The following is an 18,556-nucleotide window of genomic DNA, read 5'->3' on the forward strand; positions in this document are numbered from 1 at the left end:
TCAGAATGGAACTGATAAAACATTTTTGTGAAGCAGGCCACGAAGTTCATGTATTTGCCGGTAAAGACGAGTTCTGTGCACAATTGAATTTTTCATCGCACGTTCGATTTCGTTTATTAAACTTTTTAAAGCCGGTGTCAAAAAATCCGGTATGGGATATTTTTTGTTTTGTTGAAATTTTAAAAAATTTATGGGATGTAAAACCGGATCTTTTGCTGAATTATACGGTGAAACCAAATATTTACGGGAGTCTGGCTTCCCGAGTACTCGGCATCAGGACGGTTTCGAATTTAACAGGGCTTGGATTCGCAGCAGAGAAAACCGGATGGCATAAGTTCATTTTTAATTTTTATAAAATGGCTTTGCAAAAGAACGAAGTAGTTGTTTTTCACAATGAAGAAGACAGACTTTGGTTTGTAAAAGAGAAATTGATTAAAGAGGCTCAAAGCATTTGTATTCCCGGGAGCGGAGTGGATTCGGAATATTTTAAACCGGAGCCCGGGAAGCAGAAGGGTGAAAAGTTTATTTTTCTTTTTGTCGGAAGGCTGATCAAAGCAAAAGGTATTTTTGAATTTTTGGATGCGGCGGAACGATTGGCCCAATACTACCCACAAGCAGAGTGGTGGATTCTAGGGAGACCAGCAAATGAGCGTAATCATAAAAAGCAGGAGAAGAAGTTTGAGCACTTTCAAAAGAACAAACAGATCCGCTTTTTGGGATTCCAGCAGGATGTGCGTGTTTATTTAAGGCAAGCCCGGGTTTTTGTTTTGCCTTCCTACCGGGAAGGGATGCCCCGCTCTTTAATGGAAGCCATGTCCATGGAATTGCCTGTAATTACAACGCGTGTAGCCGGATGTAAACATGCCGTTGAAGACCGGTTGCATGGGTTTTTAGTAGAACCTGAGAGCGGCCAGTCACTTTATGTTGCCATGGAGGCATGTTTGAATTTGCCGGAAACAGAATTGGAACAAATGGGAAAAAATGGCCGGCAACGCATTTTAAATAATTTTGCGATGGGCAGGATTATACAGGGATATGACAAGATTTTGAATAAGCTGATCAACCAGCACCCGTTAAATTCCAATCGTTAATTTAAAGCAGAATGCAGCATAAAATCCTTCAAAACAGGAGATATTATCATAACAGGATTCAGGCCGTGCTTAAAGAATTAGATATTAGAGAGGGCAGTGTACTCGATCTGGGTTGCGGCGAAATGCTTATAAAACCTTATCTGAATTCAAATAACATCCGCTATATAGGGATTGATCAGTTTCCTTTTCAAGAAGAAGAGGATTTTTACTGTGCAGATATATTGAATTACCCATTGGAAAATGAGACATACGATTTTATTTTCCTGCTTGGGGTACTTGATCACATGAATTTCAGCGACCAGATCCGCATACTTCAGAAGATCCAAAACCGGTTTCAGAAAACGCTGGTAGTAAGCCGGTGGAATTGTTCAAATCTGATATTAAGAATGTTTTATTACAAACGGAAGTGTGTCGATATAGAAAGCCATTTCAAAGGGTATCGCCTGAAAAGATTAGCTTTTGTAAAATTTCCGAGATTGAAATTTCTATGGAAACCGGGAGAAGATAAATTCTGGTATAAATTTATGGCGACGGAGTATGTGTACATTATTCAGCCTGTTGCCCTGTAAAATCTGAAACAATTTCTTTCACCAGCAGTTTGGCCAAGTCGAGTTTATCATTTGTGATTACATAATCAAAATGTCTGGCATAATCCAGTTCAATTTCCGCTTTTTGGATTCTTTTGGATATGGAATCATCGTTGTCCGTATTTCTCAATTTTAATCTTTGCCTGAGTACTTCAATATTGGAAGCTTTCAAAAAAATGCTCAGGGTGTCGTATTTATTTTCAGATTCTATCCGAAATGCTCCCATGACGTCTATATCCAGCAGAGGGATTTTTTCAAGAGCCCAGATTCTATTGATCTCACTATGTAAAGTGCCGTAAAATTGGTTGGTATATACTTCCTGGTATTCAAAAAATTCATGATTACGAACACTTGTTAGGAAGTCGTGGGTTTGCATAAAATAGTAGTCCTGACCATGTATTTCTCCGGATCTGGGAGTTCTTGTAGTGGCTGAAACCGAGAAACAAAGACTATTAAACGTTTCGAGGAGGTATTTGGCCAGTGTCGTTTTTCCCGAGCCGGAAGGAGCAGTGAGTATGACGATTTTCCCGGATTTCATTAAAGAATATTTGCCATTTGTTCTTTGATTTTTTCGAGATCATCTTTCATATTGACCACCAGTTTTTGGATGGGTGAAAATTGCGCTTTCGAACCGAGTGTATTGATCTCCCGGCCTATTTCCTGGCTGATGAAATTAAGTTTTCGGGATTTGATCATTCCTTTTTTATTCAGTTCCTCGAGAAAATATTCGCAATGTTGCTTGAGGCGGACTTTTTCTTCGGTGATATCGAGGCGTTCCAGATAATAAATGATCTCTTGTTCGAAGCGATTGCGGTCGATGGCTTCCGAGTCGAGATTGGACTCAATGGTTTTATTAAGTTTTTCTTTGAGTAAGCTCAGACGTTCGGGATCCAGACTTTCTACCTTGTGCAAGTGGTTCAGTATCGATTGTGTACGCAAAGCCATGTCATTGGCTATGATGGTTCCTTCGATGGATCTGAAATCGTTGAGTTTTTCGATGGCTTCATTCAAAAGATCCAGAGTATAATCGTATTGATTTTTTGAAATCAGGGTATCCTGAGCAGTGATCACATTCGGGAATTTGAGGATGGCATTCAGAATATCGGATTGTTTGAGATCGATAGAATCTGAAAGCTTTTGGATTTGATTGTAAAAATTCTTAAAAAGAGCATGGTTCAGAGTAAACTCATCGGTTATGCCATCGGAATCAATGGAAATTGTCAGATCGAGTTTTCCTCGTATGACTTTGTCATTGAGCATTTTCCGGATATCGAGCTCGTGCTGGCGATAGCTGTTGGGTAATTTAAGTCGGAAATCATTCACTTTGGAGTTGATGCATCTGAGTTCGATTACGATCTCGCGTCCCTCAAAGTGGCCTTTGGCGTTTCCAAATCCTGTCATCGACAATAACATACTTCGGTATTTGAGGCACTAAGGTAGGATTATTTTTACTTGTGATGTGCGGGTACAAGCCCTGTAAAACCAGCATATCTCCTTGATATAGAAAAAGTTATAATATATAATTTGTAATAAAAAAACCAATAAAAGTTTTGAGAACCAAATTAAATTGCGAAATTTGCCACGCTCTTTTAGGGCGGCTATTCATAACTCTCTAAATATCAAGCAAATGAGAAAAGCTGATCTGGTAGCATTGATTTCAGAAAAATCCGGAGTTCCCAAGGTTGATGTCCTGGTATCTCTTGAAATGTTTTTCAAGGAAGTCAAACAATCCCTGGCACAGGGTGAAAATGTTTACATCAGAGGATTTGGTTCCTTTGTTGTCAAGAAAAGAGCTAAAAAGATCGGCCGACACATCAAAAAGAATGTAGCAATTGAGATACCCGAGCATTTTATCCCATCCTTTAAACCGGCTAAGATATTTGTCGATCACGTGAAACTGGGGAAAGAGCCCGAGCATTCTGAGGAGGATGAAGATGAAGGAGATGATCTTTAAGCTTAGCGCATGAATCCTATCAGGTTAGGAATCCTTTTCTTTTGTCTGCTGCTGCTTTGTTATTTTGGGCTGAGTACCGTTTCACCAAAAATCAGAAAGTCATCGGGCGAGCGGATCAAGGATCTCGAGGCAACCGGTGTTGAAAACCTGATCCAGGCTCAGATGAAAAAACTGAATGAAGTTCAGAAAGCTGAACTGAATGTTTTAAATACCAAATTTTCGAATGTAAGTACCGGGGCAGACAGCATTGAAGTTTACAAAGAAATTTCGGGTTATTGGTTTAGGCAGGGAGCGCATAGCATAGCGGGCAGTTATGCACGCCAGGTGGCTTCCCTGGAAAAAACGGCCGAAAGCTGGAAAATTGCGGGAACAACATTTTTATATGGACTGGAAAGTGAAACCGATCCTAAACAAAAATTGTTTTGTCAGCAAATGGCTGTCAGTAGTTTCGATCAGGCATTGTCGTTGGATCCCGATGAAGCGGAATACGAAATGTACAAAGCTCTGGCCTTTGTAAAACTGCCGGGCAACGAACCCATGAAAGGGATCAGAATGATGCTGGACCTGGAGAAAAAAGTTCCTGAGTACCTGCCTCTGCAGATTCAACTTGCGGAATTGGGGATGCAGACCGGGCAATTCGAAAAAGCGGAATCGAGATTAAAGAAAGTTTTAAAAGCGGATCCGGTTCATCAAAAAACCAATTGTTTAATGGTTGATTTGCTGAATCAGACCCATAGGACTCAAGAAATAGAAAAATATATAATTCACTGTAAACAATAAATTATGCCTTGCGGTAAAAAAAGAAAAAGACATAAAATCGCTACGCACAAACGCAAAAAGCGATTGAGAAAGAACAGGCACAAGAAGAAGAACAGGTAGAATCATTATTCTGCGTAATGTTGCGATTTCCACAGATGGAAAATCTTTCTTCTCTAACTTCTAAAACTGCGCTGTCCGGTTATTTATCCGGTTCAGGGTGGTTGTCATATGGTTTTTAAGTTTGTACCCAAACCGAATACCCAAACCGGCAAATTTCCTTTTCGGCCTTTTCCTAAAACCGAAGAAACCAACAGGGCCAAACGGGATTGACTTTAAGACCATACGTACAGCTATCTCCATGCTGTGATGTTTGCAAACATTTCGCATCATTTATAAATGGTGCATGGAAAAAGAACTTATTATCTCTGCACAACAAGGTTCTGTAGAGATTGCTTTGCTTGAAGACAAAAGACTGGTAGAACTTCACAAGCAAAAGTCAAACACACAATACAATGTCGGGGATATTTTCCTTGGGCAGGTAAAAAAGCTCATGCCGGGTTTGAATGCGGCATTTGTGGATATCGGGCACAGGAAAGAGTCCTTTTTACATTACACGGACATGGGTCCGCTGTTTAATTCCAATCTGAAGTACACGCAGGATTCAGTTGACGGCAGGTACACCGGTGGATTGCTGGATCAGTTTGAATTGCAGCCCGAAATTCCAAAAAATGGCAAAGTTGCCCAGGTGCTCGACAAACGCGCTCATTTGTTAGTTCAGATCCTCAAAGAGCCCATTTCTACAAAAGGGCACAGATTGACTTGTGAGATTACGATCCCGGGCAGATTTTTGGTCCTCACTCCGTTTAACAATACCATTGCCATATCGAAGAAAATTGCCAATTCGGAGGAAAGAAACAGGTTATTTCACCTGGTGGAGTCCATCCGGCCCAAGAATTTCGGAATCGTCGTTCGAACTGCAGCAGAGGGTAAAAAAGTTGCTGAAATGCACGAGGAGATCAACAACCTTTGCGAACGTTGGAAAGCAATGCATGCCCAAATGTTCCGGGCGAAACCACCCGCTAAGCTCATGAGTGAACTGGATAAAACTTCGAGCATCATCCGGGACTTACTGAACAGTAGTTTTTCGAAAATTGTGGTAAACGACAGAGATATTTACGAGGGCATTAAAATTTATCTCGAAAATAATTTACCCGAGAAAGCCAATATTGTACAGTTTTACAAAGGAAGCAAACCCATTTTTGAGAACTTTGGAGTCAGACGACAAATCAAAGCCGCATTTGGTAACACGGCTACCTTAAGCAGCGGAGCCTACATCATTATCGAACACACTGAGGCCATGCACGTGATTGATGTCAACAGTGGGCCCAAATCGCAGCGCCAGGATCAGGAAAATGCTGCATTGCAGGTTAATAAAGAAGCTGCCCAGGAAATTGCAAGACAATTGCGATTGCGGGATATCGGGGGTTTGATCATTATTGATTTTATCGATATGAAGAACTCCGAAAACAAAGTGGAGCTCTACAATGCGATGAAGCAGTACATGATTAATGACCGGGCCCAACACACGATACTTCCCCTGAGTAAATTTGGATTGATGCAAATTACCCGGCAAAGGGAAAGACAGGAGTTGAAAATTGATACATCAGAAGTATGCCCTTCCTGTGCAGGAACCGGAAAAGCCAATGCTTCCATTTTTCTCATTGAACATATTGAGAAAGATCTCGACTTTATTCAAAGTACGAGACCTACGAAGCAACTGAGCCTGGAGGTCCATCCGTTTATTGCAGCTTATTTGAAAAAGGGCATTTACAATTTTGCATTCCGTTGGTTTTTTAAATATATGAAATGGATCAGCATCAGGGAAAATCCCGATCTGCCTTTGATAGAATTTAAATTTTTTGACGGTCCCGACGAAGAAATCCGACTAAAGGGTTAAGAAAATTTAAAATACAGGCAACGGACCTACGCCTATATTTACAACGGCTATTGGACGGCTCTGCGAATGAAAGAATTGCCAAATGTATTGATTTGTCCGCAACACTGGGGTTTGGGGCATGTAACGAGAACCATACCCGTAATCAGATATTTCATCAAAAGAGGATATCCTGTGGTCCTGGCTTCTTCCGGTGCGGGCAATGACCTGCTGAAACTGGAATTCCCAAATTTAAAAGTGTATGAGCTGCCCGATTACGGCATTACTTATCCTTTCAAAAACATGTATTTAAATATGGGCTTGCATTTGATTCAAATGCATATAGCCATCATCAAAGAATTTTTTGTGGTGCGCAAGATTTGTAAAAAGGAACATATCGGTTTGATCGTATCGGATGCCCGCCTCGGTGCAGCGCAGCCCGGTATTGCTTCGGCAATCATTACCCACCATTTACATTTTAACTTGCACAACAGATTTTTTGAATGGGTCAGTGATGTTTGGATGAAATTTTTTTATTTTCGGTTCAGACAAATATGGATACCTGATATTGAAGGTGAAAAAAATTTAAGTGGAGATCTGTCTCATTTGTTCAAATCTTCGAAGCATTTTTTTATAGGGGTTTTATCCAGATTTCAGGTATTGGATTTGCAAGTAAAATATAAATACGCTTTTATATTATCCGGACCCGAGCCTCAGCGCAGTCATTTTGAAGATATTTTAATGGAACAACTCAGGAGCTTGCTGCCTTGTTCCTGCGTTCTGGTGAGAGGCACCAAAAAAGGAACAGACCTGATACAAAGATTTCCATATCTCAAGGATCATCTTGAAATTCACGAGTTAGTTTCAGGCGACACTTTAAACTCCCTGATGTGCAGTTCGGAACAAATTATTTGCAGATCGGGATACTCCAGTTTATTGGATTTGTGTGTATTAGGTAAATCGGCTTTTCTGGTTCCAACACCAGGCCAACCTGAACAGGAATACCTGGCAGAGGAGTTGCACAGAAAGAAATTATTTTATTGTAAATCGCAGGATGATATTGAACTCGGGAAAGATCTGCAGGCGGCAAGATCATATAGTGGGTATAAAAATGTTGATTTGGGTAAATCCCTTTATGAAGTTTTGGATGAGCGCGTAGCTGATTTATTCAAATATAAAATGTAACTCAAGTTACAAAATGTATGGTGAGTTTTCGGGAAATTTGATAAAATTTTAATTATGAAAAAGAATATGGGTCGGGTCGACCGATTGATCAGAACAGGCATTGCAATTCTTATCGTTGTATTGTATATGACAGGGCAGATAAGCGGCCTGACTGCAACCATTGCGCTATTATTAGGAGCCATATTTTTATTGACTTCTTATCTGCGTTTTTGCCCTTTGTATTTACCCTTTGGAATTTCTACCATTCGGGAAACCGAAGAGGATCAAGAGTAAGCCATCATAAATCAGGCTTGTTTAATTTTTTTTCCCGCATCATTTCGGGGTATCCTTGTTTTTTTAACATAGCAAAAAAACAAGCTTCTATTCTTTTAAACCGCGTTTCAGGAGTTTTGGCTGTTTCGATCCATTTGGAAAAGTAATTCCGGTGTGATTTACTCAAGGTATTGAAATGAGCTATGGCCTTTGGATCGGATTCCAGTGCTTCCAAAAGTTCGGGATGAAGTTGATAAGCGCTGCTGTCGGGCATCAATTCAAGGTTAATCCGTTCGCCTGCTTTTTTATGTAAAAGTTTACGCATAGCGGCATTCAATGGAAGTATAAAATTTCCACCTCCCATTGGAAGAATACTCAATCCTTCGACCGGGTGCTGGTCTAAAAATCCCTTTACCCGATAAGAGGTTTTGATGCCCGGATTTATTTGTTGCGCAATGTCCAGGCTAATTTCGGCATAAGTCCAGCCAGTTTTTTCACCTTTCTTATCAAACTTCCTGATGATTGTTTGAAATTTTATCATACCATTTCAATAGTGATTTCGATTTAGGCGGATTGTAAATTCTAATCGTCTGAGCATTTTTTATCAGACAGCCATAATCGTAATACATTTTTAATTCCAATCCATTTTTCAATTGCATCACATGGGTGTGATAATCCGGGAGAAAACCCAGGTGTTTTAAAACGTCTGCAGAAATAACCGGATTACATCGGGAATGGTATACATGTGAAAGTACATTGCGGTTATGCATCAGTTGTTTGTTGATGTATCGGATGCAGGACGGTACATTGCGATTTTGCATTTGATGGTGTTGACTTCTGCAGTGGTCATCGCAAAATTTTTTGTCGGATCTGCCCATGAGGATAGCTCCACAAACGAGACATGTCTTTTGTGTGTTCATAATAGTGTATTTCATAGTAAAGATAAAAGAAATCGCGAAACGGCAAAAACGGGAGACCTGAATTTTATCCGTATATAAACGGATAATACTTTTTATTTCAGAAGACAACTTTGATCTTGCACCGATTTCATTCTGATCAGATGAAAAACATATTATTCACAATTACAATTTAACACGTATGAACAACCTTAGAAACAGTGTGCGCCTGATAGGAAATCTGGGCGCCAATCCCGAAATCAAACAGTTTGAAAAGGGCTCGAAAATGGCACGCTTCACTATGGCCACCAATGACGTACACAACGACAAAGATGGCAAGAAGGTCACTGACACACAGTGGCATCAGGTAGTAGCCTGGGGTAAATCTGCCGATATCGTCGAGGAATACCTGTCGAAAGGAAGTGAAGTTGCCATTGAGGGCAAACTCATTTCGCGCAGTTACGATTCCAAAGATGGCGAGAAAAAGTACATCACGGAGATCGTTTTAAACGAGCTTATGATGTTGGGTAAGAAAGCCTGAGTTATTCACCGGAAAGCCGGGCAGGTTTATTGTCCGGCTTTTGATTATGGACACTTCTAAAAATCTCTGGCCCTTCGTTGTGCAAATTTTTTAAACTCCTTCCCGATATGCGGGGTACGCAGTATAATCCGGGTTTAAAAAATGGGGCAAGTTCATTGTATGGGGAGTAATTTCTTATAGCAAGAGATCCAATTTGCGAAACTTTGAGCCTTAGAGCCTTCGTGGCAAAGGTTTGAGACTGCCTTATGCCTTACGCCTTACGCCTTACGCCTTCAGCCTTACGCCTTATGCCTTAAGCCTTATGCCTTACGCCTTACGCCTTAAGCCTTGCCTTATGCCTTACGCCTTATGCCTTACGCCTTTAAGCTAAGAAACTGGATTCCATTGCATGAATTGGGATGATTAATCAATAATAACAAGGCCAGTCTTCGTTTCTGGGTTAATTACATTAAGTTGAGTCCGTTTTTATTTAAATTAACCAAGCCTTCTTAATTTAGGCTACTCCGCATAAAATTAACTTGATCCTAAAAAATTCACACGTCTCCTCTGATGGTAATTTAGAAATCCCCTATTATTATTCAGGATCTAATAAATTCCATACATCAAATGGATTTTATCACTTTCAATTGGATGGCATGGATTCCCTGGCTACTGGCTTCGCGGCCGTTCTGCTGAAGTTTAAGATGATAAGATCCTGGAAAAGGAAACTTGATGTTCGGTTGAAGTAGAATGGGCGTTTTGCAAACTGCATTTCCGCATTTTCCATAAGGCCTGCCGCTGCTGTCAAATAATTCGAGACTTAAAATTTGTTCTGATGAAGTGGAGTCGGGAAATACAGTTAAGGCTTTTACATATTGATTTTGAAATCGGAAGTTGAGCTCGTGGGTAATCTCAAGTTCCATGTCGTAAAAGGATGTCGTGTCGACGATGTCCCAATCAAATTGAACTACCTGGCTGGAATGCCATGTTCTTTCAGCAATTTCAAATTTTTGTAAGTACGTATCATTAGACGAACAGGATAGAAAAATGGGAATCAGAAGCAAATAAAAACTGAATTTATGAAACATGAGTATTCTTTAGGATCAGCTAAAATACTCTTTCATCCGTTCAAAAAAACTTTTATCTGCTTTACCCGGATCGGGTTGGAAATTAGGCATGGTTTTTAATTTTTCTAAAATAGCTTTTTCTTCGGATGTTAATGTCTTTGGTGTCCAGATATTGACATGAATAAGTTGATCACCTTTTCCGTAGGATTGTACTGAAGGTAATCCCATATCTTTTAATCTGAAAATTTTACCGGCCTGAGTGCCGTTGGGAATTTTAATTTTGGCAGCACCTTGTAAAGTTGGAACTTCAACCTGACAACCTAAAGCTGCATCGGCAAAATTGAGATACAAATCGTAGTAAATGTTATTTCCTTCACGGCTAAATTGTTCATGCGCTTTCTGTTCGATGCTGATCAATAAATCGCCTGCCGGACCCCCATGATTTCCTGCATTGCCGCGACCTCGCATCGACAATTGCATGCCGTCTTCTACACCTGCAGGTATTTGAATTTCTATGGTTTCTTCACCAACTTCATGCCCTGAGCCTCTGCAACTGTTGCAAACGGCAGCAATGGTTTGTCCTGTACCGTTGCAGTTAGGACAACTTGTAGTCGTTTGCATTTGACCTAAGAATGTATTTTTTATTTGCCTGACGTATCCTTGCCCGTTGCAAGTGCTGCAGGTTTTTACGCTCTTGCTGTCTTTGGCACCCGACCCTTGGCAAGTTTTACAAACCAGTTGTTTTTTGACTTTGATTTTTTTAGTGACTCCTGTGGCAATTTCTTCGAGGCTTAAACTCACCTTGATGCGCAGGTTACTTCCGCGATTACCTGTATGGCTTCTTCCACTTCCGCCTCTTCCAAAAAAGGATTCAAATGGAGAACCGGAATCTCCAAAAATGTCTCCAAAATGACTGAAAATATCATCCATAGACATGCCTGAAGCCCCACCATAACCAGAATTCGGATCGACACCTGCATGACCATAGCGATCGTACCTGGCTTTTTTATCCGGGTCACTCAACACTTCGTAGGCTTCTGCCGCTTCCTTGAATTTATCTTCTGCTGCTTTATCTCCCGGATTGCGATCCGGATGGTATTGCATGGCCACTTTCCGATAGGCCTTTTTGATGGCATCGGAATCTGATGACTTTGCAACTCCTAATATTTCGTAATAATCTCTTTTCGACATTTCAATAACAATAAGGTATTAAATCATTGTTTACCAACAATGACCTTGGCAAATCGAATGACTTTTTTATTCAGGAGATAAGCCTTTTCAATGGTATCGACGATTTTTCCTTTCATGGATTCATCCTGCACCGGTATTTCAGTAATGGCTTCGTGAAATTCCGGATCAAACTTTAAACCCTGGGCCTCCAGTTCTTCGAGTCCTTTTGATTGCAAAATTCCTATCAGTTTGTGATGGACAAGGCGCATTCCTTCCGGATAAATGGAATCGTTTTGTTGTTCTTCCGACAATTTTTTGGCACGATCGAAGTCGTCTAAAACTACAAGCAGATCCTGAATCAGTTCCTGACTGGCATTGCGGATCAATTCAATTTTTTCTTTCAGGCTTCTCTTCTTGTAATTGTCAAATTCGGCATACAATCGCAAATATTTGTCTTTTTGGGAAGCCAATTCCTCAACAAGCCCTGAAGCTGTACTTTCAGTTTCTTCCAATGCAGCAGACTCCGAAGTTTCTAATTCTTCAGCTCCATTTTCGTGGGCCTTTAATACTTCTTCATTTGCCAAATTTTTTTCCTCAATCATGTCATGTATTTAAACTGTTCTGCAGAGGTCAATAATATTGCCAACCCAAAAAACAGGTCAATTTGTCAGTTTTTTTGAGTTTGATAGGCCAAAAACGCATCCAACTCGGCAATGCTTGGGTCTGCAAGGATAATTCGAGAATCTGGTCCGATCAAAAATTTTGAAGGTATAGACCGCACCGAATAGGCTTGGGCGATGGGACTTTGCATCAAATTTTCTTCGATGATGTGGTGAGGCCAGTTCAGACCATCATTCCCGATAGCTTTAATGGCATCTTCTTTGTTTTTTTCTAAAGCTACACCCAGGAAATCAATGCCATCTGCAGTCTTAAACTTAATGTTCCGATATTTATCGTACATCATGACGAGAATCGGATTTTCCTTTCTGCAAGGGGCACACCAGGATCCCCAAAACTCAATTAAAAGGTATCTGCCTTTGAATTGTTCGAGTTTGATGGAATCATTGTTTAGGTCTGTCGCCTGAAAATCAGGAGCCATTTGGCCCAGTACCAGCATGGAATTAAAAAAGAAATAATAGACCAGATATCCTATAAAAAGTATTGCAGCCGTTGGAAGCAGTAATTTTTTCATTTCGTGTATTTAAATTCAGAAAGTCCGCAAAATACCATCTGTTGCGTATTTTGTTCCGTTTGCGATAAATTTTCGAGGCTCAGACAACAACAATTGAAACCCGAATGGGTTTATAGTCCTGTTCCTCAGCCGAACATTTGAATCCATATTCCATGAAAAAAAAGATCATTCCGGGTACGATACCCACCGGTGAGTTGCACCAGTATTTGTTAGGAGCGGTTGCTCCAAGGCCTATTGCATTTGTGAGTACCCTTGACGAAAATGGGGTTCGGAATCTGGCGCCTTATAGTTTTTTTAATGCTTTCAGTTCAAATCCGCCCATACTGGTATTCTCATCCAACAGAAGGGTGGAAAGCAACACGACTAAGGATACCTTGCACAACATCCAAAAAAACAAAGAGTGCGTTGTCAATGTGGTCAATTACGAGATTGTGAGACAAATGATGGTCTGTTCGGTTGATTTTCCAAAAGGTGTTTCTGAATTTGAACAGGCAGGGCTCACGCCAGAAGAAGCAGATGTGGTGAAACCACCACTCGTTGCAGAATCTCCTGTTAACATGGAATGCAGGGTTACCGACATCATCACGCTGGGCGATCATGGAGGAGCAGGTCATCTTATTTTATGTGAGGTTGTAAGAATGCATATTTCAGAGCACGTCCTCGACGACCAAAATAAGATCGATCCAAACAAACTGGATCTCATGGGCCGTATGGGGCGGGCTTTTTACGTAAGAGCCAGTGGCGATGCATTGTTGTCATTGCCACAGTCTCAACATTTGCCCGTTGTGGGATATCCCAATTTACCCAAACACGTAAGAGAGAGCCACGAACTTTCTGCAAATTTCATCGGTGCACTTGCAGGCATGAAACATTTTCCAGATCGTCAACAGGCCCATGAATTTCTGCAACAGCATCCCGAATTGCAATCCATATTAAATCAGTCTCTCGAATCCATCCATAAAAAATCCATGGAACTATTTCATCAGAAAGATCTTGAAAAAGCGGCCTTCTTGCTTGCAGGAGTAGGGAGCAGTCCTCAGTAAACAGTTTGCAGTTTGCGGTCCCGACATCAAGATTTGAACAGTACCATTCAAAAATCTTCATGTCGGGAGCAGTTTTCAGTTTCGATGATCTTTGAAAGATGCCGGTCGCCGAGTGTTGGTCCGTGTATAAAACTAACAAACGTTCGTTAGTTTTGTACACCATGCATACCAATTGCTTAAAGCTTTTCGCTTTTTTGCCTTTTGCTTAATATTTTTCAACTTCTCCCTTCTGCCTTAGGCCTTGAGCCTTGGTACCTCCGCTTCTTCCATTCCCCTTCCGCCAATCCCCTCTTGATTTTTTTGACCATCCACGGACCTTCATATATCAAGCCTGAATAAATCTGAATCCATCCCGCACCGGCTTGCATGCGCTGAATGGCATCGGATGCCGTGAATATCCCACCAACACCTATGAAATTCATGGATCCATTTGATTTTTGCACCAGATATTCCAGCTTAGACTGCGCAAGTTCCCGGATCGCAGCACCGCTAAGCCCGCCGGCTTCATGAATAAGTTGTTTTTCTTTAAGGCTCTCCGGCCTGGTGATGCTGGTATTACTTACAATGATGCCTGACAATTTATTTTTTAGAGCAACTTCGAGGATGTCATCCAAAGCAGCGTTTTCCAGATCAGGTGCAATTTTTAAAAACAATGGTTTCGGTTGGGGTTGGTTTTCATTTTCTTGTTGAATAGATGACAAAAGTTGATCAAGAGGTTCCTTTTCCTGCAATTGTCTCAATCCGGGTGTATTGGGGGAACTTACATTGATCGTAAAGTAATCTACATAAGGAAATAAAATCTTAAAACAATACAAATAGTCATCGACTGTTTTTTCAGGGCTGGTGTTTTTATTTTTTCCAATGTTTCCGCCGAGAATAAAACCTTCCGGTTTTTGAAATTCTTGCAATCGCAAAGCAAGCTGCTCCACACCAAGGTTGTTAAAGCCCATCCTGTTGATGATAGATTCATCTTTCTTTAATCTGAATAATCTTGGCTTGGCGTTTCCTTCTTGTGCAAATGGGGTCACGGTCCCCAGTTCGATATGACCGAATCCCAACAACGGTAGAAGTTTGAGCCATCTTCCGTCTTTGTCAAATCCCGCAGCCAGGCCTATAGGATTTTTGCATGCCATTCCGATAAACTCTCCATGTAAGTCCGGATGATCGAACGAAAACGAATGAATAAGGAGTTTATTTAAAATTGGAATTTTTATAGCAAGGGATAATAAATCCATTGCAAGGTAATGGGCGCGTTCCGCATCGAACCAAAAGAAAAAGTATCTGATAATTTTCCAGAACATGGCGGTTAGTCTTCGTCCAGTTTGAGTTGCAATTTATCTTTAAATGATGCAAGATGTGGATTTTTCTGAACCATCAATTCCCATTTTTCAATTCCGGAATAATACTTCACGGGTTTTTTATTTTCCTGGTCAGCCAACGTCGGATCGATTTCAATATAAACACGAATGTTTTTATCAGAAAAAGTCTTTCTAATCCTTTCGTCCAGTTTTAATTCGGCACGGATGGTTTCTCTGGATATAACGTTGCCTACCATGATGTGCATGGAGTGGGCTTCAACTTTACAGACTGCAGCTTTCATGAATGCTTTCAGAGAAACCGGAAGTTCGGATTCGAGCAATTCATTCCAGAAAGCTAAAGCTGCTTCTTCATTAAATGCAATGAGATTTTCTTTGCGTAGCTTTTCTTCTTCAATGATTTTGGTCTTCAACTGATCGATGTTGCCCAGTTTTGGTATGTTCAAACTGACCGGAGGAATCGACAAAGCAGGAACTTCTTTTTTGACAGGACGTGCAGAAGTTTTGGCGGGTTCTTTTTCAGGAATTTCCTGAATCAGGGTGTTTTTTTTTTCTTCGCTTTCTATGGAGGGCGCTGCTGGTAATGGTTTCTTTCTGGAAATAAAAGTCAGTTTGAGAAGCAGAATTTCTGTATGCAATCTTTTATTTCTGGCACGAACCATGTTGACATCAGCTTCATTGACCAGATCCAGCCAGGTCATCAACAAAGAGCTGTTACAACCCTCTGCCTGTTGACGGTAGCGCTGTTGAAGCACTTCGCTGCCTTCGACCAGATTGACCGTGGATTGGTCTTTAATGACCCAAAGCTGTCTGAAGTGGCCGGCAAGACCTTCCAACAAAACTTCAGGATCAAAGCCGTATCTCAATACATCATCGAGTAGCATCATACTTGCACCGGCATCTTCCCGGAGAAAAGCATCGACAAATTTGAAATAGTAATCGTGATCCAGGATATTCAGGTTATCGAGGACATCTTTATGCCGGATTTCATTTCCAGAAAAGCTTTTAATGCGGTCAAACATGGATAAGGCATCGCGCATAGCGCCATCTGCTTTTTGAGCGATCAGGTAGAGTGCTTCTTCATCTGCTTTAAGTTGCTCCTTCTCGACGATAGATTGCAATTGACGCACGATGTCCTTTTCACTAATCCGTCTGAAATCATAAATCTGACAACGACTGAGTATCGTAGGAATGATTTTATGCTTTTCTGTTGTAGCCAGAATGAATTTAGCAAATGGCGGTGGTTCTTCGAGTGTTTTCAGGAATGCATTGAAAGCAGCGGTGGAAAGCATATGCACTTCATCTACGATGTAGATTTTGAATTTTCCATATTGAGGCTGGTATCTGACCTGTTCAACCAACTCTCGAATATCATCCACAGAGTTGTTGCTCGCCGCATCGAGTTCAAAAATATTGAACGATGCATTTTCCATGGAGGCTTTACACGAATCGCAGCTATTGCAGGGTTCCCAATCGGAAGTGGGTTGATTGCAATTGAGAACGCGTGCGAGGATGCGGGCACAGGTGGTTTTTCCAACTCCTCTGGGGCCGCAAAACAAAAATGCATGTGCGATTTGTCCTTTGGCGAGAGCATTTTTCAGGGTATAAGCCACGTGTTCCTGTCCGATGACATCGGCCCAGCGGAGGGGTCTGTATTTTCTGGCAGAAACGACGAAATGACTCATATCAAAGAGGGGCAAATGTAGGGAAAATTGATCGGTTATGGGGGTTTTTCATGGGAATTGTACTTTTGATTCAGATGCCTGGAAACTAGTTAAAAATCAAATTCTACGACAAATTATCTTTGCCAGGGTTATGCGTGATAAGTTCAACGCTTTCGTTTGATTTCTCCTTAGAATTCTGAATTCATGAAAATCGCAATATCGCAACTGAATTATCACATCGGAAATTTTGAAGCCAATTTCAAGGCGATGGAAAGCGATGTGTATCGGGCCATTGATGGAGCCGCCGACCTGATCTGTTTCAGCGAACTGGCCGTTTGTGGTTATCCTCCCCGTGATTTTCTGGAATTCAAAGATTTTATCCGGCATTCGATGGATGTGGTCAACAGACTTACTGCGCTTACAGATAAAATAGCGATCGTGGTAGGTGCGCCTACCGTCAATCCGGAATTGGAAGGCAAAGATTTGTTTAACTCCGCATTTTTTCTTTATCAGGGAAAAGTACAACACCTTGCCCATAAAGCTTTATTGCCCAATTACGATATATTCGATGAATACCGGTATTTCGAACCCAATCGGGAATTTAAAACAGTTCAGTTTAAAGAAATGACTATCGCCATCACCATTTGCGAAGACATCTGGAATCTGGGCAACAACAATCCGATGTACACGATTTGTCCGATGGATATCATGATCGAAGAAAAGCCCGATTTTATTCTCAACTTATCTGCCTCTCCATTTGATTACGAACATGCGGAAAGCAGGTTGGATGTCATTCGGGCCAACGTACTGAAGTACAGGATTCCGATGTTTTATGTCAATGGTTACGGGGCGCAAACCGATATCATCTTTGACGGAGGGTCGGCTGTGCTTTCTCCGGATGGAAATTGTTATGAAGAGTTGCCATTTTTTAAAGCAGCATTTGAAATCTATGAACTCGACAAGGTCATTCAGGGAGGAATTTCAAGAGAACAAGATAAATCAAAAATTCCTTTGATCTACGAAGCATTGGTGATGGGTGTCAGGGATTATTTCCATAAAATGGGATTTCATAAAGCTATATTGGGTTTGTCGGGAGGAATCGATTCTGCGCTTACTGCGGTCATTGCTGCTGATGCGCTGGGAAAAGAACATGTAAAAGTTTTATTGATGCCTTCTGAATTTTCTTCACAAGGTTCGGTTGATGATGCTAAAGCACTCGCATTGAATCTTGGAATACAATTTGAGATCATTCCTATTCAAAACGTATATACTTCCTACGACGAAACTTTAAAATCCTATTTTAATGAAAAGCCCCGCGATGTAACGGAAGAGAATATTCAGGCGCGAATCAGAGGTATGTTGCTGATGGCCTTCTCTAATAAATTTTCGTACATTCTGCTCAACACCACCAACAAAAGTGAAATGGCAGTGGGTTATGGAACCTTATACGGAGACTTGTGTGGTGGGATTGCTGTTTTGGCTGATGTTTATAAAACGCAGGTGTATCAGCTTGCGACCTATGTCAATCGCGACCAGGAAATCATTCCTGTAAACACCATTCAAAAGCCGCCCTCTGCAGAGCTCAGACCGAATCAAAAGGATTCCGACTCCTTGCCGGATTACGATATACTGGATCCTATACTCTATCAATACATAGAATGCAGAAAGGGCCCCGAAGAGATCATTTCCATGGGATATGAGGCAACTTTGGTTTATAGAGTCCTAAAAATGGTGAACCGAGCCGAATTTAAAAGATTTCAATCACCTCCTGTGCTTCGCGTTTCTTCCAAATCATTTGGCCTTGGTCGGAGATTGCCCATTGAGGCAAAGTATTTGGGGTAGTTATTAATTTAAAGGAATTTATTTTAAACTGGTAAAGTTTCGAATGTATTTTAAAGTTGATTGCAGAATGTAGTTTGCGATCAAG

General features: G+C 41.0%; 20 protein-coding genes. 10 read left to right on the top strand and 10 right to left on the bottom strand.

The features are described from left to right. Positions 1-5: 5 nt before the first annotated feature. Positions 6-1,091, top strand: coding sequence for a glycosyltransferase family 4 protein (locus IPM34_02425; protein MBK8954395.1), 1,086 nt, complete (start codon positions 6-8; stop codon positions 1,089-1,091). A gap of 11 nt (positions 1,092-1,102) precedes the next feature. Further along, entirely contained in the window at positions 1,103-1,660 is a 558-nt protein-coding gene (locus IPM34_02430) for a class I SAM-dependent methyltransferase (GenBank protein ID MBK8954396.1), read from the top strand. Here IPM34_02430 and gmk read toward each other — a convergent pair. Both gmk and IPM34_02440 read right to left on the bottom strand, forming a co-directional pair. Continuing rightward, on the bottom strand, positions 1,638-2,216 hold the full coding sequence (gene gmk, locus IPM34_02435) for a guanylate kinase (protein MBK8954397.1): 579 nt from the start codon (positions 2,214-2,216) through the stop codon (positions 1,638-1,640). The genes IPM34_02430 and gmk overlap by 23 nt on opposite strands. Then, entirely contained in the window at positions 2,216-3,091 is an 876-nt protein-coding gene (locus tag IPM34_02440) for a YicC family protein (protein ID MBK8954398.1), read from the bottom strand. The genes gmk and IPM34_02440 overlap by 1 nt, the downstream gene beginning before the upstream one ends. Before the next feature lie 214 nt (positions 3,092-3,305). On the opposite strand from IPM34_02440, the gene IPM34_02445 reads away from it, so the two are divergent. The 5 genes from IPM34_02445 (at position 3,306) to IPM34_02465 (ending at position 7,782) form a co-directional block, all read left to right on the top strand. Next, on the top strand, positions 3,306-3,632 hold the full coding sequence (locus IPM34_02445) for an integration host factor subunit beta (protein MBK8954399.1): 327 nt from the start codon (positions 3,306-3,308) through the stop codon (positions 3,630-3,632). 9 nt (positions 3,633-3,641) lie between these two features. Further along, positions 3,642-4,412 (top strand): hypothetical protein, encoded by a 771-nt coding sequence (locus IPM34_02450; GenBank protein MBK8954400.1) that lies wholly within the window; start codon positions 3,642-3,644, stop codon positions 4,410-4,412. A 382-nt stretch (positions 4,413-4,794) separates the two neighbouring features. Next, positions 4,795-6,348, top strand: coding sequence for an Rne/Rng family ribonuclease (locus IPM34_02455; protein MBK8954401.1), 1,554 nt, complete (start codon positions 4,795-4,797; stop codon positions 6,346-6,348). Positions 6,349-6,414: 66 nt separating this feature from the next. Beyond that, complete coding sequence (locus IPM34_02460) at positions 6,415-7,509, top strand: hypothetical protein (protein ID MBK8954402.1); 1,095 nt, start codon at positions 6,415-6,417, stop codon at positions 7,507-7,509. Between the two features lie 54 nt (positions 7,510-7,563). Continuing rightward, positions 7,564-7,782, top strand: coding sequence for a DUF2892 domain-containing protein (locus tag IPM34_02465; protein ID MBK8954403.1), 219 nt, complete (start codon positions 7,564-7,566; stop codon positions 7,780-7,782). 4 nt (positions 7,783-7,786) lie between these two features. Here IPM34_02465 and IPM34_02470 read toward each other — a convergent pair whose 3' ends face one another. Both IPM34_02470 and IPM34_02475 read right to left on the bottom strand, forming a co-directional pair. Then, positions 7,787-8,302 carry a DUF1905 domain-containing protein gene (locus tag IPM34_02470; protein ID MBK8954404.1) on the bottom strand — a complete coding sequence of 172 codons (516 nt, stop codon included), beginning with the start codon at positions 8,300-8,302 and terminating at the stop codon, positions 7,787-7,789. Then, complete coding sequence (locus tag IPM34_02475; GenBank protein ID MBK8954405.1) at positions 8,268-8,681, bottom strand: hypothetical protein; 414 nt, start codon at positions 8,679-8,681, stop codon at positions 8,268-8,270. Before IPM34_02475 ends, IPM34_02470 begins: the two co-directional genes overlap by 35 nt. Before the next feature lie 178 nt (positions 8,682-8,859). On the opposite strand from IPM34_02475, the gene IPM34_02480 reads away from it, so the two are divergent. Further along, entirely contained in the window at positions 8,860-9,198 is a 339-nt protein-coding gene (locus IPM34_02480) for a single-stranded DNA-binding protein (protein ID MBK8954406.1), read from the top strand. 602 nt (positions 9,199-9,800) lie between these two features. On the opposite strand, the gene IPM34_02485 is transcribed toward IPM34_02480, so the two are convergent. From IPM34_02485 to IPM34_02500, 4 genes are all read right to left on the bottom strand, one after another. Then, a complete protein-coding gene (locus IPM34_02485) occupies positions 9,801-10,265 on the bottom strand; it encodes a gliding motility lipoprotein GldH (GenBank protein ID MBK8954407.1) in 465 nt (154 codons plus the stop codon). A 15-nt stretch (positions 10,266-10,280) separates the two neighbouring features. Then, a complete protein-coding gene (gene dnaJ / locus IPM34_02490) occupies positions 10,281-11,435 on the bottom strand; it encodes a molecular chaperone DnaJ (protein MBK8954408.1) in 1,155 nt (384 codons plus the stop codon). A gap of 23 nt (positions 11,436-11,458) precedes the next feature. Next, the gene (locus IPM34_02495; protein ID MBK8954409.1) at positions 11,459-12,016 is read right to left on the bottom strand and encodes a nucleotide exchange factor GrpE; all 558 of its coding nucleotides are present in this window, start codon (positions 12,014-12,016) and stop codon (positions 11,459-11,461) included. A gap of 65 nt (positions 12,017-12,081) precedes the next feature. Then, positions 12,082-12,606: a TlpA family protein disulfide reductase gene (locus IPM34_02500; GenBank protein MBK8954410.1), complete on the bottom strand. Its 525-nt coding sequence runs from the start codon at positions 12,604-12,606 to the stop codon at positions 12,082-12,084. A gap of 152 nt (positions 12,607-12,758) precedes the next feature. Between IPM34_02500 and IPM34_02505 the strand changes: the two genes are divergently transcribed. Next, positions 12,759-13,649 (top strand): flavin reductase family protein, encoded by an 891-nt coding sequence (locus IPM34_02505; protein MBK8954411.1) that lies wholly within the window; start codon positions 12,759-12,761, stop codon positions 13,647-13,649. Positions 13,650-13,864: 215 nt separating this feature from the next. Here the strand turns inward: IPM34_02505 and IPM34_02510 are convergent, their stop codons facing one another. Further along, the gene (locus IPM34_02510; protein ID MBK8954412.1) at positions 13,865-14,950 is read right to left on the bottom strand and encodes a quinone-dependent dihydroorotate dehydrogenase; all 1,086 of its coding nucleotides are present in this window, start codon (positions 14,948-14,950) and stop codon (positions 13,865-13,867) included. 5 nt (positions 14,951-14,955) lie between these two features. Continuing rightward, the gene (gene dnaX / locus IPM34_02515) at positions 14,956-16,650 is read right to left on the bottom strand and encodes a DNA polymerase III subunit gamma/tau (protein ID MBK8954413.1); all 1,695 of its coding nucleotides are present in this window, start codon (positions 16,648-16,650) and stop codon (positions 14,956-14,958) included. Between the two features lie 183 nt (positions 16,651-16,833). On the opposite strand from dnaX, the gene IPM34_02520 reads away from it, so the two are divergent. Further along, positions 16,834-18,471, top strand: coding sequence for an NAD+ synthase (locus tag IPM34_02520; protein ID MBK8954414.1), 1,638 nt, complete (start codon positions 16,834-16,836; stop codon positions 18,469-18,471). Positions 18,472-18,556: the final 85 nt, after the last annotated feature.

This window comes from Saprospiraceae bacterium (assembly GCA_016716185.1).
Lineage (GTDB): Bacteria > Bacteroidota > Bacteroidia > Chitinophagales > Saprospiraceae > Vicinibacter.

Coding starts and splice junctions, on each gene's coding strand:
- IPM34_02425 (MBK8954395.1), top strand. CDS start 6: ATGGAACTGATAAAACATTTTTGTGAAGCAGGCCACGAAGTTCATGTA.
- IPM34_02430 (MBK8954396.1), top strand. CDS start 1,103: ATGCAGCATAAAATCCTTCAAAACAGGAGATATTATCATAACAGGATT.
- gmk (MBK8954397.1), bottom strand. CDS start 2,216: ATGAAATCCGGGAAAATCGTCATACTCACTGCTCCTTCCGGCTCGGGA.
- IPM34_02440 (MBK8954398.1), bottom strand. CDS start 3,091: ATGTTATTGTCGATGACAGGATTTGGAAACGCCAAAGGCCACTTTGAG.
- IPM34_02445 (MBK8954399.1), top strand. CDS start 3,306: ATGAGAAAAGCTGATCTGGTAGCATTGATTTCAGAAAAATCCGGAGTT.
- IPM34_02450 (MBK8954400.1), top strand. CDS start 3,642: ATGAATCCTATCAGGTTAGGAATCCTTTTCTTTTGTCTGCTGCTGCTT.
- IPM34_02455 (MBK8954401.1), top strand. CDS start 4,795: ATGGAAAAAGAACTTATTATCTCTGCACAACAAGGTTCTGTAGAGATT.
- IPM34_02460 (MBK8954402.1), top strand. CDS start 6,415: ATGAAAGAATTGCCAAATGTATTGATTTGTCCGCAACACTGGGGTTTG.
- IPM34_02465 (MBK8954403.1), top strand. CDS start 7,564: ATGAAAAAGAATATGGGTCGGGTCGACCGATTGATCAGAACAGGCATT.
- IPM34_02470 (MBK8954404.1), bottom strand. CDS start 8,302: ATGATAAAATTTCAAACAATCATCAGGAAGTTTGATAAGAAAGGTGAA.
- IPM34_02475 (MBK8954405.1), bottom strand. CDS start 8,681: ATGAACACACAAAAGACATGTCTCGTTTGTGGAGCTATCCTCATGGGC.
- IPM34_02480 (MBK8954406.1), top strand. CDS start 8,860: ATGAACAACCTTAGAAACAGTGTGCGCCTGATAGGAAATCTGGGCGCC.
- IPM34_02485 (MBK8954407.1), bottom strand. CDS start 10,265: ATGTTTCATAAATTCAGTTTTTATTTGCTTCTGATTCCCATTTTTCTA.
- dnaJ (MBK8954408.1), bottom strand. CDS start 11,435: ATGTCGAAAAGAGATTATTACGAAATATTAGGAGTTGCAAAGTCATCA.
- IPM34_02495 (MBK8954409.1), bottom strand. CDS start 12,016: ATGATTGAGGAAAAAAATTTGGCAAATGAAGAAGTATTAAAGGCCCAC.
- IPM34_02500 (MBK8954410.1), bottom strand. CDS start 12,606: ATGAAAAAATTACTGCTTCCAACGGCTGCAATACTTTTTATAGGATAT.
- IPM34_02505 (MBK8954411.1), top strand. CDS start 12,759: ATGAAAAAAAAGATCATTCCGGGTACGATACCCACCGGTGAGTTGCAC.
- IPM34_02510 (MBK8954412.1), bottom strand. CDS start 14,950: ATGTTCTGGAAAATTATCAGATACTTTTTCTTTTGGTTCGATGCGGAA.
- dnaX (MBK8954413.1), bottom strand. CDS start 16,650: ATGAGTCATTTCGTCGTTTCTGCCAGAAAATACAGACCCCTCCGCTGG.
- IPM34_02520 (MBK8954414.1), top strand. CDS start 16,834: ATGAAAATCGCAATATCGCAACTGAATTATCACATCGGAAATTTTGAA.